At 65.1% G+C, this 18,544-nt stretch carries 18 protein-coding genes; 11 read left to right on the top strand and 7 right to left on the bottom strand.

Annotated elements, in window-relative coordinates:
• Positions 1–93 precede the first annotated feature (93 nt).
• Together GH681_RS01685 and GH681_RS01680 are read right to left on the bottom strand one after the other, a co-directional pair.
• Entirely contained in the window at positions 94–1,227 is a 1,134-nt protein-coding gene (locus GH681_RS01685; protein WP_153159720.1) for a PilT/PilU family type 4a pilus ATPase, read from the bottom strand.
• Between the two features lie 59 nt (positions 1,228–1,286).
• The gene (locus GH681_RS01680; protein ID WP_153159881.1) at positions 1,287–2,330 is read right to left on the bottom strand and encodes a type IV pilus twitching motility protein PilT; all 1,044 of its coding nucleotides are present in this window, start codon (positions 2,328–2,330) and stop codon (positions 1,287–1,289) included.
• Positions 2,331–2,459: 129 nt separating this feature from the next.
• Between GH681_RS01680 and GH681_RS01675 the strand changes: the two genes are divergently transcribed.
• The 4 genes from GH681_RS01675 to GH681_RS01660 all read left to right on the top strand — a co-directional run bounded on the left by GH681_RS01675 (position 2,460) and on the right by GH681_RS01660 (position 4,917).
• Entirely contained in the window at positions 2,460–3,152 is a 693-nt protein-coding gene (locus GH681_RS01675; protein WP_153159719.1) for a YggS family pyridoxal phosphate-dependent enzyme, read from the top strand.
• A gap of 74 nt (positions 3,153–3,226) precedes the next feature.
• Positions 3,227–4,039: a pyrroline-5-carboxylate reductase gene (gene proC, locus GH681_RS01670; protein WP_153159718.1), complete on the top strand. Its 813-nt coding sequence runs from the start codon at positions 3,227–3,229 to the stop codon at positions 4,037–4,039.
• Positions 4,040–4,050: 11 nt separating this feature from the next.
• Complete coding sequence (locus tag GH681_RS01665) at positions 4,051–4,623, top strand: YggT family protein (protein ID WP_153159717.1); 573 nt, start codon at positions 4,051–4,053, stop codon at positions 4,621–4,623.
• Between the two features lie 3 nt (positions 4,624–4,626).
• Positions 4,627–4,917, top strand: a complete 291-nt coding sequence (locus GH681_RS01660) for a DUF167 family protein (RefSeq protein WP_153159716.1) — start codon at positions 4,627–4,629, stop codon at positions 4,915–4,917.
• Between the two features lie 113 nt (positions 4,918–5,030).
• Here GH681_RS01660 and GH681_RS24010 read toward each other — a convergent pair whose 3' ends face one another.
• The 4 genes from GH681_RS24010 to GH681_RS01640 all read right to left on the bottom strand — a co-directional run bounded on the left by GH681_RS24010 (position 5,031) and on the right by GH681_RS01640 (position 9,420).
• Positions 5,031–5,942 carry a PEP-CTERM sorting domain-containing protein gene (locus GH681_RS24010; RefSeq protein ID WP_153159715.1) on the bottom strand — a complete coding sequence of 304 codons (912 nt, stop codon included), beginning with the start codon at positions 5,940–5,942 and terminating at the stop codon, positions 5,031–5,033.
• A gap of 358 nt (positions 5,943–6,300) precedes the next feature.
• Entirely contained in the window at positions 6,301–7,899 is a 1,599-nt protein-coding gene (aceB, locus tag GH681_RS01650; protein WP_153159714.1) for a malate synthase A, read from the bottom strand.
• A gap of 31 nt (positions 7,900–7,930) precedes the next feature.
• Positions 7,931–8,716, bottom strand: a complete 786-nt coding sequence (locus tag GH681_RS01645; RefSeq protein WP_153159713.1) for a sulfite exporter TauE/SafE family protein — start codon at positions 8,714–8,716, stop codon at positions 7,931–7,933.
• Positions 8,716–9,420 carry a haloacid dehalogenase type II gene (locus GH681_RS01640; protein ID WP_153159712.1) on the bottom strand — a complete coding sequence of 235 codons (705 nt, stop codon included), beginning with the start codon at positions 9,418–9,420 and terminating at the stop codon, positions 8,716–8,718. Before GH681_RS01640 ends, GH681_RS01645 begins: the two co-directional genes overlap by 1 nt.
• A 113-nt stretch (positions 9,421–9,533) precedes the next feature.
• Here GH681_RS01640 and GH681_RS01635 point away from each other — a divergent pair, with 113 nt between their 5' ends.
• Positions 9,534–10,439 (top strand): LysR family transcriptional regulator, encoded by a 906-nt coding sequence (locus GH681_RS01635; RefSeq protein WP_153159711.1) that lies wholly within the window; start codon positions 9,534–9,536, stop codon positions 10,437–10,439.
• Here the strand turns inward: GH681_RS01635 and GH681_RS01630 are convergent.
• Entirely contained in the window at positions 10,421–11,089 is a 669-nt protein-coding gene (locus GH681_RS01630; RefSeq protein ID WP_153159710.1) for a hypothetical protein, read from the bottom strand. The genes GH681_RS01635 and GH681_RS01630 overlap by 19 nt on opposite strands.
• Before the next feature lie 144 nt (positions 11,090–11,233).
• Between GH681_RS01630 and GH681_RS01625 the strand changes: the two genes are divergently transcribed.
• From GH681_RS01625 to GH681_RS01605, 6 genes are read left to right on the top strand one after another with little or no spacing between them, the layout of a single operon-like run.
• A complete protein-coding gene (locus GH681_RS01625) occupies positions 11,234–11,659 on the top strand; it encodes a type IV pilin protein (protein ID WP_153159709.1) in 426 nt (141 codons plus the stop codon).
• Positions 11,653–12,270 carry a GspH/FimT family pseudopilin gene (locus GH681_RS01620; protein WP_153159708.1) on the top strand — a complete coding sequence of 206 codons (618 nt, stop codon included), beginning with the start codon at positions 11,653–11,655 and terminating at the stop codon, positions 12,268–12,270. The genes GH681_RS01625 and GH681_RS01620 overlap by 7 nt, the downstream gene beginning before the upstream one ends.
• A gap of 14 nt (positions 12,271–12,284) precedes the next feature.
• On the top strand, positions 12,285–12,719 hold the full coding sequence (gene pilV / locus GH681_RS01615; protein WP_194271102.1) for a type IV pilus modification protein PilV: 435 nt from the start codon (positions 12,285–12,287) through the stop codon (positions 12,717–12,719).
• 8 nt (positions 12,720–12,727) lie between these two features.
• Positions 12,728–13,963 (top strand): PilW family protein, encoded by a 1,236-nt coding sequence (locus tag GH681_RS01610; protein WP_153159706.1) that lies wholly within the window; start codon positions 12,728–12,730, stop codon positions 13,961–13,963.
• 8 nt (positions 13,964–13,971) lie between these two features.
• Positions 13,972–14,631 carry a hypothetical protein gene (locus GH681_RS23290; RefSeq protein WP_194271101.1) on the top strand — a complete coding sequence of 220 codons (660 nt, stop codon included), beginning with the start codon at positions 13,972–13,974 and terminating at the stop codon, positions 14,629–14,631.
• Between the two features lie 28 nt (positions 14,632–14,659).
• On the top strand, positions 14,660–18,472 hold the full coding sequence (locus GH681_RS01605; protein WP_194271100.1) for a pilus assembly protein: 3,813 nt from the start codon (positions 14,660–14,662) through the stop codon (positions 18,470–18,472).
• The last annotated feature ends 72 nt before the right edge of the window (positions 18,473–18,544 follow it).

Below are 18,544 nucleotides of genomic sequence, written 5' to 3'. Positions count from 1 at the left end.
GGCCCGAGGTTGCGACGAGAAGCGCAGCCGTACTTGGGTACGGCGAGCATCGCAGTTGCGAGATCGGGTCGCGCAGTAGGCTGACGGGTGTCTTTAGACAATGTCGAGGTTCTGGATGCCTGAGAGCACGTCGCGGTCGCCGCGCTTGCTCTTGAGCTTGATCTGCAGGCGCAGGTCGTTCATGGAGTCGGCGTTGCGCAGGGCGTCCTCGTAGGTGATGAGGTTGCGCTCATACAGATCAAACAGGCTCTGGTCGAAGGTCTGCATGCCCAGATCGCTGGAGCGCTTCATGACTTCCTTGATGCCCGGGATCTCGCCCTTGAAGATCAGGTCGGAGATGAGCGGCGAGTTGAGCATGACTTCCACCGCCGGCACCCGGCCCTTGCGGTCGCACATGGGCAAGAGGCGCTGGGAGATCAGCGCCCGCAGGTTGAGGGACAGATCCATCAGCAGCTGGTGACGGCGCTCTTCGGGGAAGAAGTTGACGATCCGGTCGATGGCCTGGTTGGCGCTGTTGGCGTGCAGGGTGGCGAGGCACAGGTGACCGGTTTCGGCGAAGGCTATGGCGTAGTCCATCGTCTCACGGTCGCGGATTTCGCCCATCAGGATCACGTCCGGCGCCTGGCGCAGGGTGTTCTTGAGGGCTGGCTCCCACGAGTCGGTGTCGATGCCGACTTCACGCTGGGTGACGATGCAGTTCTTGTGGGCGTGCACGAACTCGATCGGGTCTTCTACCGTGATGATGTGACCGAAGCTCTTCTCATTGCGGTAATCCACCATCGCCGCCAGCGAGGTGGTCTTGCCGGTGCCGGTGCCGCCGACGAAGATCACGAGGCCGCGCTTGGACATGGCGATGTCCTTGAGCACCGGCGGCAGGCCGAGTTCGTCGAAGGTGGGGATCTTCTGCGGGATGGTCCGCAGGATCAGCCCGACCTGCCCCTGCTGGATGAAGGCGTTGGCCCGGAAGCGGCCGATGCCCGGCGGCGAGATCGCGAAGTTGCATTCCTTGGTCGCCTCGAACTCCGCTGCCTGGCGGTCGTTCATCACCACCCGCGCCAGTTCGGCCGTGTGGGTGTGGGTGAGCTGCTGGTTCGACTGGGGAACGATCTTGCCGTCGATCTTGATGGCGGGGGGGAAGTTGGCGGTGATGAAGAGGTCGGAGCCGTTCTTCTGAAGCATCAGCTTCAGCAAGTCGTGCATGAACTTGAGTGCCTGATCGCGTTCCATGGTGGATTCCTGTTGCGGCCGGCCGTGGCCGGCGGGGTCGAATTTGGGGCGGGCTGTGCTCAGACCGGGAAGCTGTCCTTGTTGGCGGCGCGCAGGCGGGCCTCGGCGCCGGAGACGATGTTGCGGCGGACGAGATCGGCCAGGCACTGGTCGAGGGTCTGCATGCCGACGCTCTGGCCGGTCTGGATCGCCGAGTACATCTGGGCGACCTTGTTTTCGCGGATCAGGTTGCGGATGGCCGGGGTGCCGATCATGATCTCGTGGGCGGCCACCCGTCCGGTGCCGTCCTTGGTCTTGAGGAGTGTCTGGGAGATCACCGCGCGCAGGGATTCGGACATCATCGCGCGCACCATGTCTTTCTCGGCGGCCGGGAAGACGTCGACGATACGGTCGATGGTCTTGGCGGCGGACGAGGTGTGCAGGGTGCCGAACACCAGGTGGCCGGTTTCGGCGGCGGTGAGGGCGAGGCGGATGGTTTCGAGGTCGCGCATTTCGCCCACCAGGATCACGTCCGGGTCTTCACGCAGGGCGGAGCGCAGCGCGGCGTTGAACGACTGGGTGTCACGGGCGACTTCCCGCTGGTTGATCAGGCAGCGCTTGGATTCGTGGACGAATTCGATCGGGTCTTCAACCGTGAGGATGTGGCCGTATTCGTTCTCGTTCACGTAGTCGACCATTGCCGCGAGGGTGGTGGACTTGCCTGAGCCGGTGGGGCCGGTGACCAGCACGATGCCGCGGGGCTGGTTGGAGATTTCCTTGAAGATCTTCGGGCAGTTGAGTTCGTCGAGGGTCAGCACCTTGGACGGAATCACCCGGAACACCGCCGCGGCGCCGCGGTTCTGGTTGAAGGCATTGACCCGGAACCGCGCCAGGTTGGGGATCTCGAAGGAGAAGTCGGTCTCGAGGAACTCTTCGTACTGCTTGCGCTGCTGGTCGTTCATGATGTCGTACACCATGCCGTGCACGTCCTTGTGGGCCAGGGCGGGCAGGTTGATGCGCCGTACGTCGCCATGAACCCGGATCATCGGCGGCAGGCCCGCGGAAATGTGCAGGTCGGACGCCTTGTTCTTGACGGTGAAAGCGAGCAGTTCGGTGATGTCCATCGTGGAGACTCGTGGCTGGAGGGGTGGGCGGGCGGCGCTTGCGGGCAGGCCCTCGGCCGGATTTCGGCTCAAGGGCCAATGCTATACTCAACGGCCCTTTCAGCCCGAAATTAAGCGTTGAGCAATTATATGTCAGGCCTTTCCGGCCGCCTCCAAAACCTTGTCACCCGCATTGCCCGGGCGGCTTCCGACGCCGGGCGTGATCCCGCGGGCATTCGCCTGCTGGCCGTCAGCAAGACCTGGCCGGCCGAGTCCGTACGCGAGGCGGCGGCCGCTGGTCAGCATGCCTTTGGCGAGAATTACGTGCAGGAGGGCGTCGCCAAGGTCGAAGCGCTGGCCGATCTTGGCCTCGAATGGCATTTCATCGGGCCGCTGCAGAGCAACAAGACGCGGCCGGTGGCCAACAGCTTTGCGTGGGTGCATTCCATCGACCGGCTGAAAATCGCCCAGCGGCTGTCGGAGCAGCGCGACGTGTTCCTGCCGCCGCTGCAGGTGTGCATCCAGGTCAATGTGAGCGGCGAGGAGAGCAAGAGCGGCGTCTCGCCGACCGAGCTGCCCGAGCTGGCCCGGGCGGTGGCGGCGCTGCCGCGCCTCAAGTTGCGCGGTCTGATGACGATTCCCGAACCCACGTCCGACGTGGCCCTCCAACGTGAGCGCTTCGCGACGTTGCGCCGGCTGATGGCGCAGCTTCGGGCAGACGAGCTCGATCTCGACACCTTGTCGATGGGTATGTCCGACGACCTGGAGGCGGCGATCGCCGAAGGTTCGACGATGGTCCGTGTCGGCACCGCGATCTTCGGATCGCGCAATTACACGAACTGAAACGCAAACCGATTCACCCGGCCCGGCGGCGCAGCTTGCCGGGCGTTTTCAAACCAATTGGTGGAACCGAAACGATGAAAATCACCTTCCTGGGCGGCGGCAACATGGCAGCGGCCCTGATCGGCGGACTGGTCAAGCAGGGCTTTGACGCGGCAGGCGTGCAGGTGGTCGAACTGACCGCCGAAGGGCGCGAGAAGCTCGCCGGGCAGTTTGGCGTGCGGGCGACCGACGCCCTCGACGACCAGGCGCTGGCCTGCGATGTGCTGGTGCTGGCGGTCAAGCCGCAGCAGCTGAAGGCGGCGGTCGCGCCGATTGCCGGCCGGCTCTCCAGTCAGGTGGTGGTGAGCATCGCCGCCGGGCTGCGCCTGGCGGATATCGGCCGCTGGCTGGGCGACTACCGCAAGCTGGTGCGGGCCATGCCCAACACGCCGGCGCTGATCGGTGCAGGCATCACCGGCCTGTTTGCCGATGCGTCCGTCGATGCGGCGGGGCGTGCGGCGGCGGAGCAGGTGCTGTCGGCGGTCGGCAGCACGGTGTGGGTGCCGGCCGAAGCGCAGATCGATGGCGTGACGGCGATCTCGGGCAGTGGCCCGGCCTACGTGTTCCACTTCATCGAGTGCCTGCAGGCGTCCGGCGAGGCCATCGGCTTCGACGCGGCTACCGCCCGCAAGCTGGCCATCGACACCGTGCTTGGCGCGGCGAAGCTGGCTGCCGGCAGCGACGAATCGCCGGGCGTGCTGCGGGAGCGGGTCACCTCCAAGGGCGGCACCACCGAGGCGGCGCTCAAATCCTTTGCGGCGGACGGTCTCCCGGCCATCGTCGAGCGTGCGGTCAAGGCCGCCGAAGCCCGTGGGCGTGAGCTGGGCGACCAGCTCGGCCGCGACTGAGGAGAAACGCCATGCTCGGCAGCCTTCTCCTCACCCTCGTCGATACCCTCGGCGGGCTTCTCTCCGGCGTGCTCCTGGCGCGCTTCGTGATGCAGTGGCAGCGCATCTCCTTCCGCAACCCGATCGGCCAGTTCGTGGTGGCGACCACCGACTGGCTGGTGATTCCCCTGCGCCGCTTCATCCCCGGCCTGAAGGGGCTGGATCTGGCGAGCCTGCTGCCGGCGTGGGTGGTGCAGGTGCTGGTGGTGTTCATTGCCCTGGCGCTGCGCGGCGCCATCGAGGGCGCCGATCCCGTCGGGCTGCTGGTGGCCATGTGGGGTGTTGGTCTGCTCGAGACGGTCAAGGTCGGGCTCTATCTGCTGATGGGTGTGGTGCTGATGTCGGCGATCTTTTCGTGGGTCAATCCCCACGCGCCGCTGGCCGGCATCATCTACGCGATGGCCGAGCCTTTCCTGCGACCCTTCCGGCGCATCATTCCGTCGATCGGCGGGGTGGATCTGAGCCCGATCGCGCTGCTGCTGGTCCTCCAACTGGCGCAGAACGCGCTGGCGATGGGCAAGTACATGCTGCTCGGGCTGGCCTGAGGCATGGACTGGCTCAACCGGGCGGCGGATGGCAGTCTTGTGCTGAGCCTGCACATCCAGCCCGGCGCGAAGAAGACCGAGATTGCCGGCCTGCACGGTGAGGCGCTGAAGATCCGCCTGGCTGCGCCCCCGGTGGATGGCAAGGCCAACGCGGCGCTGATCGCCTTTCTGGCCAAGACCTGCGGCGTGCCCAAGTCGGCCGTCGAGCTGGTGAGCGGCGATACGTCCCGGACCAAGCGGGTGCGCCTCACCGGCGTCGATGTGGCCACCGTGGAGGCACTGGCGGGCGGTTGATGGCGGTGAGGCGGGGCAGGCGCTGCGATTACGAGCCTGAAAAATGAAGACGGCACCCTGAGCGGGTGCCGTTTTTTATTGCGCGAGGCCCGGGATTCCGGGCTCGGCAATGCTCAGCGCTGCTTGCGCTTGAAGCGGCGGATGGCCGCAAGCCCCAGCAGGCCGGTGGCGATCAGCAGAGGCGAGCTCGGTTCGGGGATGGCGCCGCCGCCCGTGCTGCCGCCGGAGGCGATGTCGAGGGTCTCGCCGAGGGCGTAGCCGTAGGTGAGCGTCAGGCTGTCGCCGGCAGCCAGATCGCCCAGGTCAAAGCCGATACCGATCGTGTAGTCGCCATTGCCGCTGTTGGTGCCGGCCAGGTAGGTGGCGGGGTTGGTGGCCCAGCTGGCGCTGACGCCGGCCTTGTGGCGGTAGGTGGCAGCGGTGAAGGCGCAGATCGTCTGGCCGGTGCGGGCGCCCGTGGCGCAGGCCTGGTCGTCGGACAGGGTGACGTTGGTGGTGTCGTACACGCTGTAGGCGTTGACGTCCGGATCGGGATCGAGCGTACGCAGGAAGTTCAGGCTGGTGAGGACGCTGGCGGTGTTGTTGGTCAGCGTGGTGGTGATCTCGATCGCAGAACGGCCGCCGATGGTGGTGAGCGAGTAGAGGTTGCTCACGCCCAGCGCGCCGTCGAGGGAGCTGGCGCTGGCGCTCACGACCGTGGAGGAGATCTGGTCGATGGTGAAGCCGACGAAGGAGTTCGAGCCGTGCCCGGTGTTGTTGCTCTGGTAGTTGCCGGCCGACGAGGTGATGTAGAAGCCCTCGAACGGGGTGCCTGGCGTCAGGAAATCGTTGATGCCGTAGATGCTGGAGCCGGTCGGGTCGAACAGGATGCCGGGCGAGACCGTCTTGTTCGAGCCGAGGGTGCCGTAGTTGCTGACGCCGGCCAGAACATAGTCGTTCTGGAGGGTTCCCGTGGCCTGGGCAGTCAGCGGCAGTGCAAGGCTGAGAAGTGCTGCGCCGATGATCTTGTTCTGGGCGGATTTCATGGCGTTAGGTCCGGAAATTGGAAAACGCCTGGCGGATAGCAATATTTGTGCCCTATTTATAAGTTTATGCAAATAAAGGGGAATTTTTTGTATGAAATTCGGTTTCTAAAACAACTGTAAAAACTTTCGACGGTATTTTGTGGAAATTTTCACACCCCGATGGTGAAAACGTAGATCAAGTGATGATGTGCTTCCTGGCAATTTTTCGAGCCGCATGGCATGCGATGGGGTGGCGCTGGCGGCGAGCGGGCGTATGCCCAGCGTTTTTTGCCGGGAAGGCGCAGATTTCGCCGGAAATGAAAAACGGCGCCGGGTTTCCCCAGGCGCCGTCTGATTCAGCAGGCTGGCCGCCGACCGATCATTCCATCGCTTCGTACAGCGGAAGGGTCAGGAATTCCGGGTATTCCGGGGTCAGGGACATCTTGTCGAAGATGACCGCGGCCTGGTCGTAGCTGGCGGTGTCCTCGCCCTGGGCGGTGACGGTGGCCTTCACCTTGGCGAGTTCCTCGGCGATCATCGGACGGACCATCTCGACGGTGACCTTGCGGCCGTCGTCCAGGATGCCCTTCGGCGAGACGACCCACTGCCACACCTGGGAGCGGGAGATTTCGGCGGTGGCCGCATCTTCCATCAGGTTGTGGATGGGCACGCAGCCGTTGCCGGCGAGCCAGGAGCCCAGGTAGTGGATGCCGACGTTGATGTTGTTGCGCAGGCCCGTTTCGGTGATCGGGGTGGTCGGGCGGAAATCCAGCCACTGCTCGGGGCCGAACTTGCCGTCCACCTGCTTTTCCCACTGGTTGGGCTTGTCGCCGAGCACCTTCTGGAACTCTTCGGCGGCGATGGCGACGAGGCCCGGGTGAGCCACCCAGCCGCCGTCGAAGCCGTCGTTGGCGTCGCGGGTCTTGTCGTGACGGATGCCGGCCAGGGCCTTTTCGTTGGCTTCCGGATCATTCTTGATCGGGATCAGCGCGGACATGCCGCCCATCGCCGGGGCGCCGCGCTTGTGGCAGGCCTGGACGAGGGCCAGGGCGTAGCCGCGCATGAAGGGCACTTCCATGGTGATGGCGCTGCGCTGGGCCAGGCAGAAATCCTTGTTCTTCTTGAACTTCTTGATGCACGAGAAGATGTAGTCCCAGCGGCCGGCGTTGAGGCCGGCGGAGTGGTTGCGCAGTTCGAACAGGATCTCTTCCATCTCGAAGGTGGCGAGGATGGTTTCGATCAGCACGGTGGCCTTGATGGTGCCTTGCGGCAGGCCGATGTGGTCCTGGGCCATCACGAAGATGTCGTTCCACAGGCGGGCTTCCAGGTGGCTTTCCATCTTCGGCAGGTAGAAGAAGGGGCCGGCGCCGCGGGCGATCTGTTCCTTGGCGTTGTGGAAGAAGACCAGACCGAAGTCGAAGATGCCGCCGGAAACGCGCTGGCCATCGACGGTGACGTGCTTTTCATCCAGGTGCCAGCCGCGCGGACGGATCTGCAGGGTGGCGATCTTGTCGTTCAGCTTGTATTCCTTGCCGGCTTCGTTCTTGAACGACAGCTCGCGGCGGATGGCCTGGAAGATGTTGATCTGGCCCTGGATCTGGTTTTCCCACTTCGGGCTGTTGGAGTCCTCGAAGTCGGTCATGTAGGAATCAGCGCCGGAGTTGAAGGCGTTGATGATCATCTTGGCTTCAACCGGGCCGGTGATCTCGGTGCGACGGCGCTCGAGGGCCTTGGGCAGCGGGGCAACCTTCCAGTCGCCTTCGCGGATGTGCTTGGTTTCCGGCAGGAAGTCGGGCATTTCGCCGGCGTCGATGCGGGCCTGGCGCTCGACGCGGGCCTTCAGGAGTTCCTGGCGGCGCGGCTCGAAGGCGCGGTGCAGCTTGGCGACGAATTCGAGGGCTTCCGGGGTGAGGATGGATTCATAGCCCGGGAGGATCGGGGCGTTGATCTGCATGCCGGCGGGAAGGGTAAGGCTCATGGTGACTCCTGATGGTGAAGGTTGAAGTGCGTTAAGAATAAGTCTTGATGAAGTAGATGACACTCAGGGCCGCCCCTACTGCCACTACCAGCCGGCGCAGCCAGATGGCTGGCAGGCGGCGGGCGAGGCTGGCGCCGGCGAGGGCGCCGACCATGGCGGTGGCGATCATCAGCAGGGTATGCGGCCAGCTGATGGCGCCGGCGATGATGAAGGTCGCCGCGGCGACGGTGTAATTGACGGCCGAGGTGAGGTTCTTGAGGCCGTTGAGTTCCTGGATGTCCTCGACGCCCTGGATCGCCAGCGCGGCGAGGGTGAGGATGCCCATGCCCGCGCCGAAGAAGCCGCCGTACACCGCCACGATGAACTGGAACACCAGCCCGCCGATGCCGCCCGGGGTGCCACCCTCAGCCTTGCCCATCCCGAGCCGGGCCTTGGCTGCGCCAACCAGTCGCGAGACCTGGCCCGAGAAGGCGAACAGGGCGGTGGCCACCAGCAGCAGCCACGGCACGAGGCGCGAGAAGGCGGCGTTGGAGGTGGACAGGAGCAGCAGCCCGCCGCAGATCCCGCCGACGAAGGACAGGGCGACGAGGAGCGCCGTCCAGCGCGGATGGCGGCTCACCTCGCGGCGATAGGCCCAGGCGCTGGAGAGGCTGGCCGGCCACATCGCCACCGAATTGCTGGCGTTGGCCATCACCGGCGGGACGCCCGCGGCGAGCAGTGCCGGAAACGAGAAGAAGGTGCCGCCGCCGGCCATGGCGTTCATGCCGCCGGCCAGGAAGGCGCCGCCACCGACAAGGAGAATCTGGCTGGCGTCCATCAGCGGGCCTTTCCTTCGATGAACGCGAGCATGTCGTCCATGCTGCGGCCGGTGGCGGTGGGGGCGACGTCGAGGGCCTCGGCCGGCTGGCCGCCGCGGTTGATCCAGAATGTGGTGTAGCCGTACCAGGTGGCGCCCGCGGCGTCCCAGCCGTTGGCGCTGACGAAGAGGATGCGCTCCGCCGGGCAGCCGAAGGCGGCCGGGCCGAGGGCGTAGGCGTCGGCGTGGGGCTTGTAGCGCTGGACGGTGTCGGTGGACAGCAGGTGGTCGAAGAGGCCGTTCATGCCGGCGCTCTTGACCGCCACCGCGAGCATCTCGGGCGTACCGTTGGAGAGGATCGCGGTGGGGATGCCGGCCCGCTTGAGCGCGCGCAGCACGCCGAGGTTCTCGGGGAAGGGCGACAGACACGCGTACTGGTTGATCAGCTGGGTGCGCCGGGCGGCGTCGAGCTCCAGCCCGAGGCGGGCGGCAGCGAACACCAGGCCGTCCTGGGTGATTTCCCAGAAGGGCTTGTAGCGGCCCGACAGGGTGCGGATGAAGCTGTACTCGATCTGCTTCTGGCGCCACAGCTCGGCCAGCTGGCTGCCCTTGCCGGGGTAGAGCTGCTCCGCCAGCAGGCCGACCGAATAGACGTCGAACAGCGTGCCAAAGGCATCGAAGGCGACGGCCTGGATTCGGGTTGCGGACGGAGCGGGCTGAGCCATGTTCTTGGGGCCTGGGACTGATCGGTTTTGTTGCAATGCCGCGAAGTTTATTCAACGATTAAAGAAAAAAGAAGCCATAATAAAATCAAATGATTTTTTACTTTTAGTATGTAATGAACAGCTTCAAGGAAATCGAGACCTTCGTGAGCGTGGCCACCCGCGGCAGCCTCTCGGCCGCGGCCCGGGCCGAGGGCGTGACGCCGGCGATGATGGGCCGGCGCATCGACGCGCTTGAGGAGCGGCTGGGGGTGAAGCTGCTGGTGCGCTCGACCCGGCGGCTCAGCCTCACGTTTGAAGGCAGCGCGTTTCTGGAGGATTGCCAGCGCATCCTGAACGACCTCGCCAATGCCGAGGCGTCGGTGAGCCTTGGCGGCGTGAAGGCTAGCGGGCACATCAAGGTGTCGGCGCCGGCGGGTTTCGGGCGGCGGTACGTGGCGCCGCTGGTGCGGGATTTCCTCTCGGCCAACCCGGAGGTGACGTGCAGCCTGGATCTATCCGATCGCCTCGTCGATCTGGTGAACGAGGGCGTGGATTGTTCGATCCGTATCGGTGAGCTGACCGATTCGAGCCTGGTGTCGGTGCGCCTCGCCGACAACCGTCGGGTGGTGGTGGCGAGCCCGGCCTATCTGGCCCGCTGCGGGGCGCCGGTGCGGCCGGAGGATCTGACCCAGCACGACTGCCTGTCCCTCGATCCCCAGCGGGGTTGGGTGTTTGCCGATCTGGAGGCGCCGGGGCAGGTGCGCACCATCAAGGTGTCGGGGCGCTTCGAGTGCAACGATGGCACCGTGCTCCACGACTGGGCGCTGGGCGGCATCGGGCTGGCGTGGCGCTCGATGTGGGAGGTGGAGCGGGATCTGGCCGAAGGACGGCTGGTGTCGGTGCTCGACAACTACGCCGCGCCGCCCACCGGCATCTACGCGGTGTTTCCCCAGAAACGTCGGCTGCCGCTGCGCGTGCGGCTGCTCATCGACCACCTGCGCGGCTACTTCGCCCGGCCGGATTACTGGCGCGGGGCCTGATCGCTGGCGGCGGCCGGGTCGCCCAGTTCGAATTCGAGCTTCAGCCGGCTCGGCACCGGCCGGCCGAGGACTTCCGCTGGCTGGAAGTGCCAGTGGCGGACGATCTCGGCGTAGGTGTTGGCGGCGGGGCACAGGGCCGGCTCGCAGCGCGGCACCACCAGATCGACGGCGCCGTCCGGGCCAATCGCCAGTTCGAGCTGGAAGACACCGGTCGGCGCGTCGGGCAGGGGCGGCCAGATATCGGGCGGGACTTCGGTGACGAGTTCGGGCTCGCGGGAGAGACCGCTCAGGGGCAGGTAGCTGGCCGGGATTTCGCTCGGGGCGTCGGGTGAGGCGGTGGCGGGGGCAGTGTCTGCCGGCGCATCCGGCGCTGGCTCGGGGATGCGGGGCGTGGGGCGGGGCGCTGTGTGCGGGACGGGGGGCGCCGGCGGCGTCGTCAGGCGGGCTGCGGGCCTGGGCGGATTGGCGAGCCGGGCCACGAGTGGCCTTGACGCCGATCCCCCGCTGCCCTTGCGATCGGCGCCGGGCCGGGCGAGCAGGCTCATCACGAGCGCGTGGGCGATCACCGAAAGGACCAGGGAGAGGCCCAGCAGCCGGAGCGGCGAGGGGCTGGACGGAGGCGTGGAGGAGGGCACCGACAGGCAGGTCATCGAGGGCTCGGGAGGCGATGGCGTGCACGATAGCCCATCGTTTTCGGGGCCCGCTGCCGCCTGTCGGGCTTGGCTTCCCGCTGGTCGAGTGGCGCTCGCCTTACAGGCAGGGCGATGGCATCGTAAGCTGAAAGGAGATGTGGAATGAAAAAGCAGCGTGGCGTGACGCTCATCGAGTTGATGATTGTGGCGGTGGTGGCGGGAATCCTGGCCATGATCGCGGTGCCCTCCTATACGTCCCACATCACCCAGAGCAAGATTGCCGAGGCGACCGGCTCGCTCGCCGAGGCCAAGGTCCGGATGGAGCAGACCTTCAACTCGATGCGCAGCTATTACGTCGACGGAGCGGCCTGCCCGGATCTTTCCGGCCTCTTCAAGGACACCTCCTTCGGCATCACCGTCGAGTGCTCGAACACCACCTTCACCCTGACCGCCAAGGGCACGTCCGGCAAGACCATGGACGGTTACACCTACACGATCAACCAGTCCGGCGAGAAGACGTCCAAGACGCCTGCGGTCTCCGCAGCCCAGCCCTGCTGGCTGAAGACCAAGGCCCAGACCTCATGCTGACGACGCAACGCCGCCGCCTGCGTGGCGCGACCCTCCTCGAACTCATCGTCACCGTCTCGATCGTCGGCATCCTGATGGCGATCGGCGTGCCGCAGCTGGGCGACTGGGTGCGGCGCAACTCCGTCGGCTCGGCCGCCGAGATCATCCAGAACGGCCTGCGTCAGGCCGAGGCCGAGGCGATCCGCCGCAACCAGCGGGTCGAGTTCCTGCTGACCAACGACACCCCCAGCCAGGATTCCATCAAGACCGTCACTGCCGCGGCCAACGGCGCCAACTGGGCGTCGCGGGTCCTCGACGCCGACTTCGCACCGCTTTCCGACATCACCCTGGCTTACGTGAATGTCTTCCGGATGAAGGACGTCTCGGCCGACGTGGCGATCCAGGGGCCGGCCAACGTGGTTTTCAGCGGCAACGGCCGGGTCTTCGACATCAAGGGCGCGCCGATCACCGAGTACCAGATTTTCCGGGTCTCCCGTCCCGGCGCGGATCGCGCGATGTGCGTGTTCGTCACCCCGGGTGGCGGCATCCGGACCTGTGATCCGGCAATCACCTCCGGCAAGCCCTTCGCGTGCCTGCCGCTGGTGTCGGCCGAGAAATGTCCGAAGCCGTGATGGAGCGGTCGATCATGAAGAAGAACAAGGCGCAAGCCGGTTACGTGCTGCTTGAAGTGCTGGTGGCGCTGCTGATTTTCTCCCTGGGCCTGCTGGGGCTGATCGGCTTTCAGGCCGCTTCTGCCAAGATCGCCTCGGACAGCCGTTTCCGCACCGAGGCTGCGATGCTCGCCGACGAACTCGTCGCCAAGATGGCCGCCTCCGACATCACCAAGGTCAAGTCGGGTTACGCCGTCGGCGGGCGCGAGCTGACCAACTGGGTGACCAACCGGGTCGTCGGCGGCAGCCGCCTGCCCGATCCGGTCGTCACGCCGACCTTCACCACCTCGGCCACCTCCCAGACCATGCTGGTCAATGTCCGCATCGAGTGGACGATGCCCGGCACCACGTTGGACAAGGGGGGGCGCGAAGTGAAGGGCGTCTACGAAACCAAGGCGCTGCTTTTCTAGGATTGCCCATGCGCACCAGATTTGTTCCGGGTCTGCCGAGACGGCGTGGCCAAGCTGGCGTGAGCCTGATCGAGGTGGTGGTCGGCATGGCCATCGGCGTGATTGCGTCCCTCGTCGTCATGCGTTCGTTTTCGGGCAGCGAGACCTTCCGCCGCAACGTCAGCGGTGCGGCCGACACCGTGCAGACGGCGTCCCTGATCGGGGCGCGGCTCGGCATGCTGTTCGAGGAGGCCGGCGCCTCGCTGGTCCAGGGGCGGAACATCTGGGGCTGCAAGCTGCTGGCGACACGCGGCAAGACGGCGCTGCTGCCGGCGGCGAGTTATCCGGATCCCTTCAGCGGCTTCGCCAAGAACGTGCGGGCGCTACCGGTGGGCGTGCTCGATGGCGGTGACAATTCCGACATCGCGCTGGTGATCTCGGGCAGTTCGGCCTCCAGCAACCGGGACGTGCCGTTCGACAGCGACGGCAAGACACTCAACGTGGCCAACCCCAACGGTGTCGGCATCGCCAATACCGGCCTGGCGGTCGATGACCTGCTCCTCGCAGTGCCCCAGGATGTGGCCGCCGGCCCCGGCGACTGTCAGATCGTGCAGGTGGCGTCCGATTTCTCGGGGGGCAAGGCGGTTGCCGACGCCTCGTACGGGCTCAAGGTGATGCCGGCCGAGAGCGCGGTCACGGCGCCGGCGTCGTACACCAACATCAAGCTCAACATTGGCGCCGCGTCCTATGGGGCGCTGGTTTCGACCGCCGACAGCCCGTCGGCCTTCCACCTGGGCCGCGAGGCCGGGCCGACGTTTTCGCTGATCTCGGTGAACGAGGGTGGCGAACTGGTCGAGTACGACCTGCTGCAACGCACCGGGATGATGCCCTTCGGCGAGAACGTCGTGCTCTTCAAGGTGCGCTACGGCGTTGATAACGGCGTGGGCGGCGCGGCCAACGACAACGTGGTCGATGAATGGATTTCCCCTGGCGAGGCGGGCTGGACGCTGGCCGACCTGATGGACGGCAGAACCGCCACCGAGCAGAAGATCGATCAGATCAAGGCCGTGCGGATCGGCGTCGTGGTGCGCTCGCCCCAGCTCGTCATCAACGATGCCAAGCTCACCGAAATCGTGTTGTTCAGCGACCTGAGCGACGCCCGCAAGGTGACCCGCAAGCTTGAGTCCGCCGAGCAGCGCTACGGCTATCAGGTGTACGACTGGGTCATCCCCCTGCGCAACATGAAGTCCACCCCGAAATCCTAGGTATCGTCATGGCTTCCAGTGTTCGCCCTCACTTTTCGTCACGTCCGAGCCGGTCGCGGGGGGCGGTGCTCGCGGTCGTGCTCGTCGTGCTGGTCGTGATGATGCTCGGCGGTGTCTCCACCCTCCGGTCGATCGACACCTCCTCGATCCTGTCGGGCAACCTCGCCTTCAAGCGCGATTCGGTCAATCGCACCACCGTCGGCATGAACGCCGCGTTCAAAGTGATGACGAAAGACCCTAATTTTACCAACGACCTGCTTGCCAACTGCGTGCCAACCTCGCCGGACTGCGCCGGGGTGGTGGCCAAGTGGGTGGCGATGAACTACTCGCCCCGCCTGCTCGAAACCGACGGTAACGGCATTCCGCTCGTCCTCAAGGACAAGACGACCTTCGACGCCAAGTTCTCGACCATCAAGCCCAACAAGGCCGATGGCACGCTGGAAGGCGGCAACGAAACCCGCTTCATCATCGAACGGATGTGTTCCGACTACGGCCCGTCCGACGAAAAGAAGTGCTCGGTTTCCGACCGCTACGAGCGGGGCGGTTCCTATCGCCAGGACAAGCCCGGCTCCATCTCCCTTCCGCTCTACCGGATCACCATTCGTAGCGACGGTGTGCGCAACACGCAGACCTACGTCCAGGCTACGGTCACTACTCGCGTCAAGTAACCCAGAAACGTGGAGAAGGATGTTGCAAATGAAGATATCGACTTTCGTCAGCCGATCCGGCCTGTCTCGCGTGCTCTCTGCCGCGGCGCTGGCCATCGGCATCGCGGGCCCGGCCGGTGCTGCCAAGACGCCGCTGGCCGATCAGCCGATCCTCGTTGCGGATGTGCCGGCCAACGTGCTGCTGACCATGTCGGTGGAGTTCCCGACCGCCATGAACCGCGCGTTCAAGGGCGGCTTTGACGGCACGGCCGCGGCGCCGTATCTGGGCTACTTCGATCCCTACAAGTGCTACGAATATGTGGGCGGTGCCGACGGTTACTTCCGGCCGATCAGCAAGGCGGGCTCCAACTACACCTGCTCAGGGGCGTGGAGCGGCCACTTCCTCAACTGGGCCACGATGCAGGGCGCGGACATCTTCCGCTGGGCGCTCACGGGCGGTAATCGCAGCACTGACACGCCGAAGTCATTCACCGACGGCGGTGTCGCGCAGACCATCCTCGAGCGGGCCTATGCTGCTCCCCAGGGCGAGTACTTTTTGCAGTTTCCCGATAAGGTCATATATGGGAAGGACATCCTCAACTACACGAATCCCGGCGATTACGGCGTCAGCGCCAGTGCCATCGGGTCGGGCACTTATCTCTTCATCCGTAACGGTGGCCTGGGGATACGGTTTGCTCTGAAGCTCAACGGTATCGACAGCTATTGCGAGGGATGCACCTTCCTTAACGTCCGGGCGGAAGTGTGCCGCGATCCGGACGGCACCGGCACGCTGCTCGAAGGCAACTGCAAGAAGTACGCAAACACGTCGGGCACCAAGAGCCTCTACAAGCCGGTCGGCCTGATCCAGCAGTACAAGGACAAGATGTACTTTGGGGCCTTCGGTTATCTGCTCCTCAACGACAATAACAACTGGGATGCCGACGGCACCGCCAACATCTACAAGGACGGTGGCGTGCTGCGGGCGATGGTCCAGAGCGTTGATTCGGAGCTCACCGAAACCGGCGCCTTCGTCACCGACCCCTACAACATGCTGGCGGCGCAGGGTGTGACCTACAGCGGCACGATCAACTACCTCAACAAGTTCGGCCAGAAATCCAAGTCGTACAAGATGTGGGATCCGGTGAGCGAGCTCTACGCCGAGGCGATCAAGTATTTCAAGAACCTCAAGCCGACCAAGTCCTACGTGTCTGGCGTAAACGCTGCCAACCGCGATGACTTCCCGGTGTTCACCAGCTGGAACGATCCGGCCACCGACGCGAAGTACCCGAAGAAGGGGCCGCTCTCCTGCAAGAAGAACTACATCGTCGGCATCGGTGACACCAACAGCAACTTCGACTTCAACCTCTCCGGTTCGCCGCTGGGCTATCCGGCCGACGTCGATTCGAACATGGGTTCCCTCAAGACCGCCAAGGCCTGGACCGACGAAGTCGGCGCCCTGGAGGGCATCCCCGGTCTGAGCGCCAAGACGATCTACAACGGCAGCTACTACATCGCCGGTCTGGCCTACTACGCCCACTCCAACGATCTGCGCACCGACATCGAAGGCATCCAGACGGTGGACACCTACTGGATGGACGTGATGGAGGTGGGCTACGTTTCCAAGAACCAGTACTGGCTTGCCGCCAAGTACGGTGGTTACAAGAAGCCCAGCAAGGCAACCCCGCCGGGGCCCTTCGATTCGTCCAAGGACATCTGGGTGGACAAGACTACCTCGGGCGTGCCGATCCGCTCCCGCGATGGCGACCCGCTGCCCAACAACTACTTCACCGCCGACAGCCCGGATTCCATGGTGGCTGGCCTGCGCAGCGCGTTCCAGAGCATTGCCTCGGGTTCGGGGGCGGCAGCCGGTGCGGCGCTGTCGAGCTCCCAGGTCAGTGCCTCCAGCGGTGGCGCCAACACCTATCAGGGCTCGTATGATGCGACGTCCTGGTCGGGCGACATCACGGCCTCCAAGGTCAACAAGCTTGCCTCCGACGATTCTCTGGACGTGACGACCCTGTGGCACGCCGCCGCCAAGGTCGACGCCCAGGGCAGCTCGGGCCGCAAGATCGTGACCCTCGCGCCGACCGACAAGACCCTGACCGATCCGACCCCGGCCGACCTCAAGGGCACCGCCTTCCGCTGGTCCAACCTGAGCCCGACCCAGCGCCTCAACCTGAGCAAGACGTCGTCGGCCCCCACCGGCGACCCGGCGGACGGCGAGCGCATCCTCAACTACCTGCGGGGCGACCGCACCTACGAATCCACTGCCGCGGTGAGCAATCTGTACCGCCAGCGCGCTTCGCTTCTGGGCGACATCGTCGATTCGAAGGTGGTCTACCTCGGCAAGCCGAGCGCCACCTACTCCGAGTCCTACAACCCGGGCTATACCCGCTTCAAGGCGGATAAGGCGGCACGGAACCCGCTGATCTTCGTGGGCGCCAACGACGGCATGCTGCACGCCTTCGATGCCTCCGAAGGGACGAAGGGCGGCCAGGAAGTCTTTGCGCTGGTGCCGTATTCGGTGTACGAAGGGCCGGATCTCAACCCGGAAGTCAGCGGCATCCAGGCCCTTGCCCGCAAGACCTACTCGCACCACTACTACATGAACGCCACGCCCGAGATCCGGGACGTGGACTTCGCCCGTACCGGCGCACGTCTCGACTCCTTCGGCGTCGGTGCCGAAGCCGACTGGCGCACGATTCTCGTCGCGGGCCAGGGCAAGGGCGGCCGCAGCTTCGTTGCAGTGGACGTCACCGACATTTCCGATTCGCTCACCGAAGACGAGATCGCCGGCCGCGTGCTGTGGGAGTTCACCCATCCCGACATGGGTTTCAGCTTCGGTCGTCCGCTCATCGCCAAGACCCGCCGCTGGGGCTGGGTGGTGATCCTGACCGGTGGCTACAACAACATCGGCGGTACCAAGCCCGGGCAGGGCGCGCTGTTCATCCTCAACGCCAAGACCGGCGAGCTGCTGGGCTCTTCGCCGGTCTACACCGGCTCCGATTCCGGAAGCGCAAGCTCCCCGTCGGGCTTTGCGCAGGTCGAGGGCTACACGCCGAGCTATCAGGATTACACCCTCGACTACGTCTATGGTGGCGATCTCAAGGGCAACCTGTGGCGCTTCGATTTCAGCAATCCGGCAGACGATCTCCCGCCGGTGACCCGGATCGCCGAGTTCTCCACCGGCGGCGTCGGGCAGCCGATCACCACAGCGCCGAAGATCGAATATTCGGCCGATGACTTGAAGCGTTACGTGTTTGTGGGCACCGGCCGGCTGCTTTCTTCTGAAGACCAGGGGAACACCCAGCAGCAGTCCATGTATGCCGTGCGTGATGGCACCAAGACCCGCGCGTTCGGCAGCAAGCCCTACCAGGTGCCGTTCCCGTCCGGCGGCTTCTTCCCGGTGACGCGCAGCAATCTGGTGGAGGTCACGGACCTGATCGAAGGCGCCAAACTCGACAGTGCCAAGCCGATGGGCTGGCGCTATGACCTCACGGGCTCCAACGCCGGCGTTACCGAACGGGTGATCCTGAGCCTGCAGGCCAACGACGGCGTGGTGACCTGGGTGGGTTCGATCATGAACGACGACCCCTGCAATGCCAGCGGCAACGCCATCGTCTACGCTGTTCACTACGGTACCGGCCAGAGCGTGCTCTACAAGCTGGAGAGTGGCCTCTACAAGCAGGTCGAGATGACCGACCCCATCGTGGGCGGCCTTGCCGACACCACCTTGGTCCGCGTTGGCTCCAGCATCCGCGTGCTCGGGACGGACGTGAAGGGCAAGTCGAGCATCTACGGCAACACGGTGTCCGAGTCCGGCGAACCCAGAGTCGTGAACTGGCGGATCATCCGCGAATAGCGTGCATCTGCGGGCTTGAAGCCCGATGCGCTGTCCCGTATAATCCGCGGCTCGCTGCTGCTGTAGCTCAGT

Origin of the sequence: Zoogloea sp. 1C4 (genome assembly GCF_009469605.1) — a bacterium.
GTDB classification, from domain to species: Bacteria; Pseudomonadota; Gammaproteobacteria; order Burkholderiales; family Rhodocyclaceae; genus Zoogloea; species Zoogloea oryzae.
Note: the sequence above shows the minus strand (reverse complement) of the source record. Positions and strands in the feature narration are given on the sequence as shown.

Coding starts and splice junctions, on each gene's coding strand:
- GH681_RS01685 (WP_153159720.1), bottom strand. CDS start 1,227: ATGGAACGCGATCAGGCACTCAAGTTCATGCACGACTTGCTGAAGCTG.
- GH681_RS01680 (WP_153159881.1), bottom strand. CDS start 2,330: ATGGACATCACCGAACTGCTCGCTTTCACCGTCAAGAACAAGGCGTCC.
- GH681_RS01675 (WP_153159719.1), top strand. CDS start 2,460: ATGTCAGGCCTTTCCGGCCGCCTCCAAAACCTTGTCACCCGCATTGCC.
- proC (WP_153159718.1), top strand. CDS start 3,227: ATGAAAATCACCTTCCTGGGCGGCGGCAACATGGCAGCGGCCCTGATC.
- GH681_RS01665 (WP_153159717.1), top strand. CDS start 4,051: ATGCTCGGCAGCCTTCTCCTCACCCTCGTCGATACCCTCGGCGGGCTT.
- GH681_RS01660 (WP_153159716.1), top strand. CDS start 4,627: ATGGACTGGCTCAACCGGGCGGCGGATGGCAGTCTTGTGCTGAGCCTG.
- GH681_RS24010 (WP_153159715.1), bottom strand. CDS start 5,942: ATGAAATCCGCCCAGAACAAGATCATCGGCGCAGCACTTCTCAGCCTT.
- aceB (WP_153159714.1), bottom strand. CDS start 7,899: ATGAGCCTTACCCTTCCCGCCGGCATGCAGATCAACGCCCCGATCCTC.
- GH681_RS01645 (WP_153159713.1), bottom strand. CDS start 8,716: ATGGACGCCAGCCAGATTCTCCTTGTCGGTGGCGGCGCCTTCCTGGCC.
- GH681_RS01640 (WP_153159712.1), bottom strand. CDS start 9,420: ATGGCTCAGCCCGCTCCGTCCGCAACCCGAATCCAGGCCGTCGCCTTC.
- GH681_RS01635 (WP_153159711.1), top strand. CDS start 9,534: ATGAACAGCTTCAAGGAAATCGAGACCTTCGTGAGCGTGGCCACCCGC.
- GH681_RS01630 (WP_153159710.1), bottom strand. CDS start 11,089: ATGACCTGCCTGTCGGTGCCCTCCTCCACGCCTCCGTCCAGCCCCTCG.
- GH681_RS01625 (WP_153159709.1), top strand. CDS start 11,234: ATGAAAAAGCAGCGTGGCGTGACGCTCATCGAGTTGATGATTGTGGCG.
- GH681_RS01620 (WP_153159708.1), top strand. CDS start 11,653: ATGCTGACGACGCAACGCCGCCGCCTGCGTGGCGCGACCCTCCTCGAA.
- pilV (WP_194271102.1), top strand. CDS start 12,285: ATGAAGAAGAACAAGGCGCAAGCCGGTTACGTGCTGCTTGAAGTGCTG.
- GH681_RS01610 (WP_153159706.1), top strand. CDS start 12,728: ATGCGCACCAGATTTGTTCCGGGTCTGCCGAGACGGCGTGGCCAAGCT.
- GH681_RS23290 (WP_194271101.1), top strand. CDS start 13,972: ATGGCTTCCAGTGTTCGCCCTCACTTTTCGTCACGTCCGAGCCGGTCG.
- GH681_RS01605 (WP_194271100.1), top strand. CDS start 14,660: ATGAAGATATCGACTTTCGTCAGCCGATCCGGCCTGTCTCGCGTGCTC.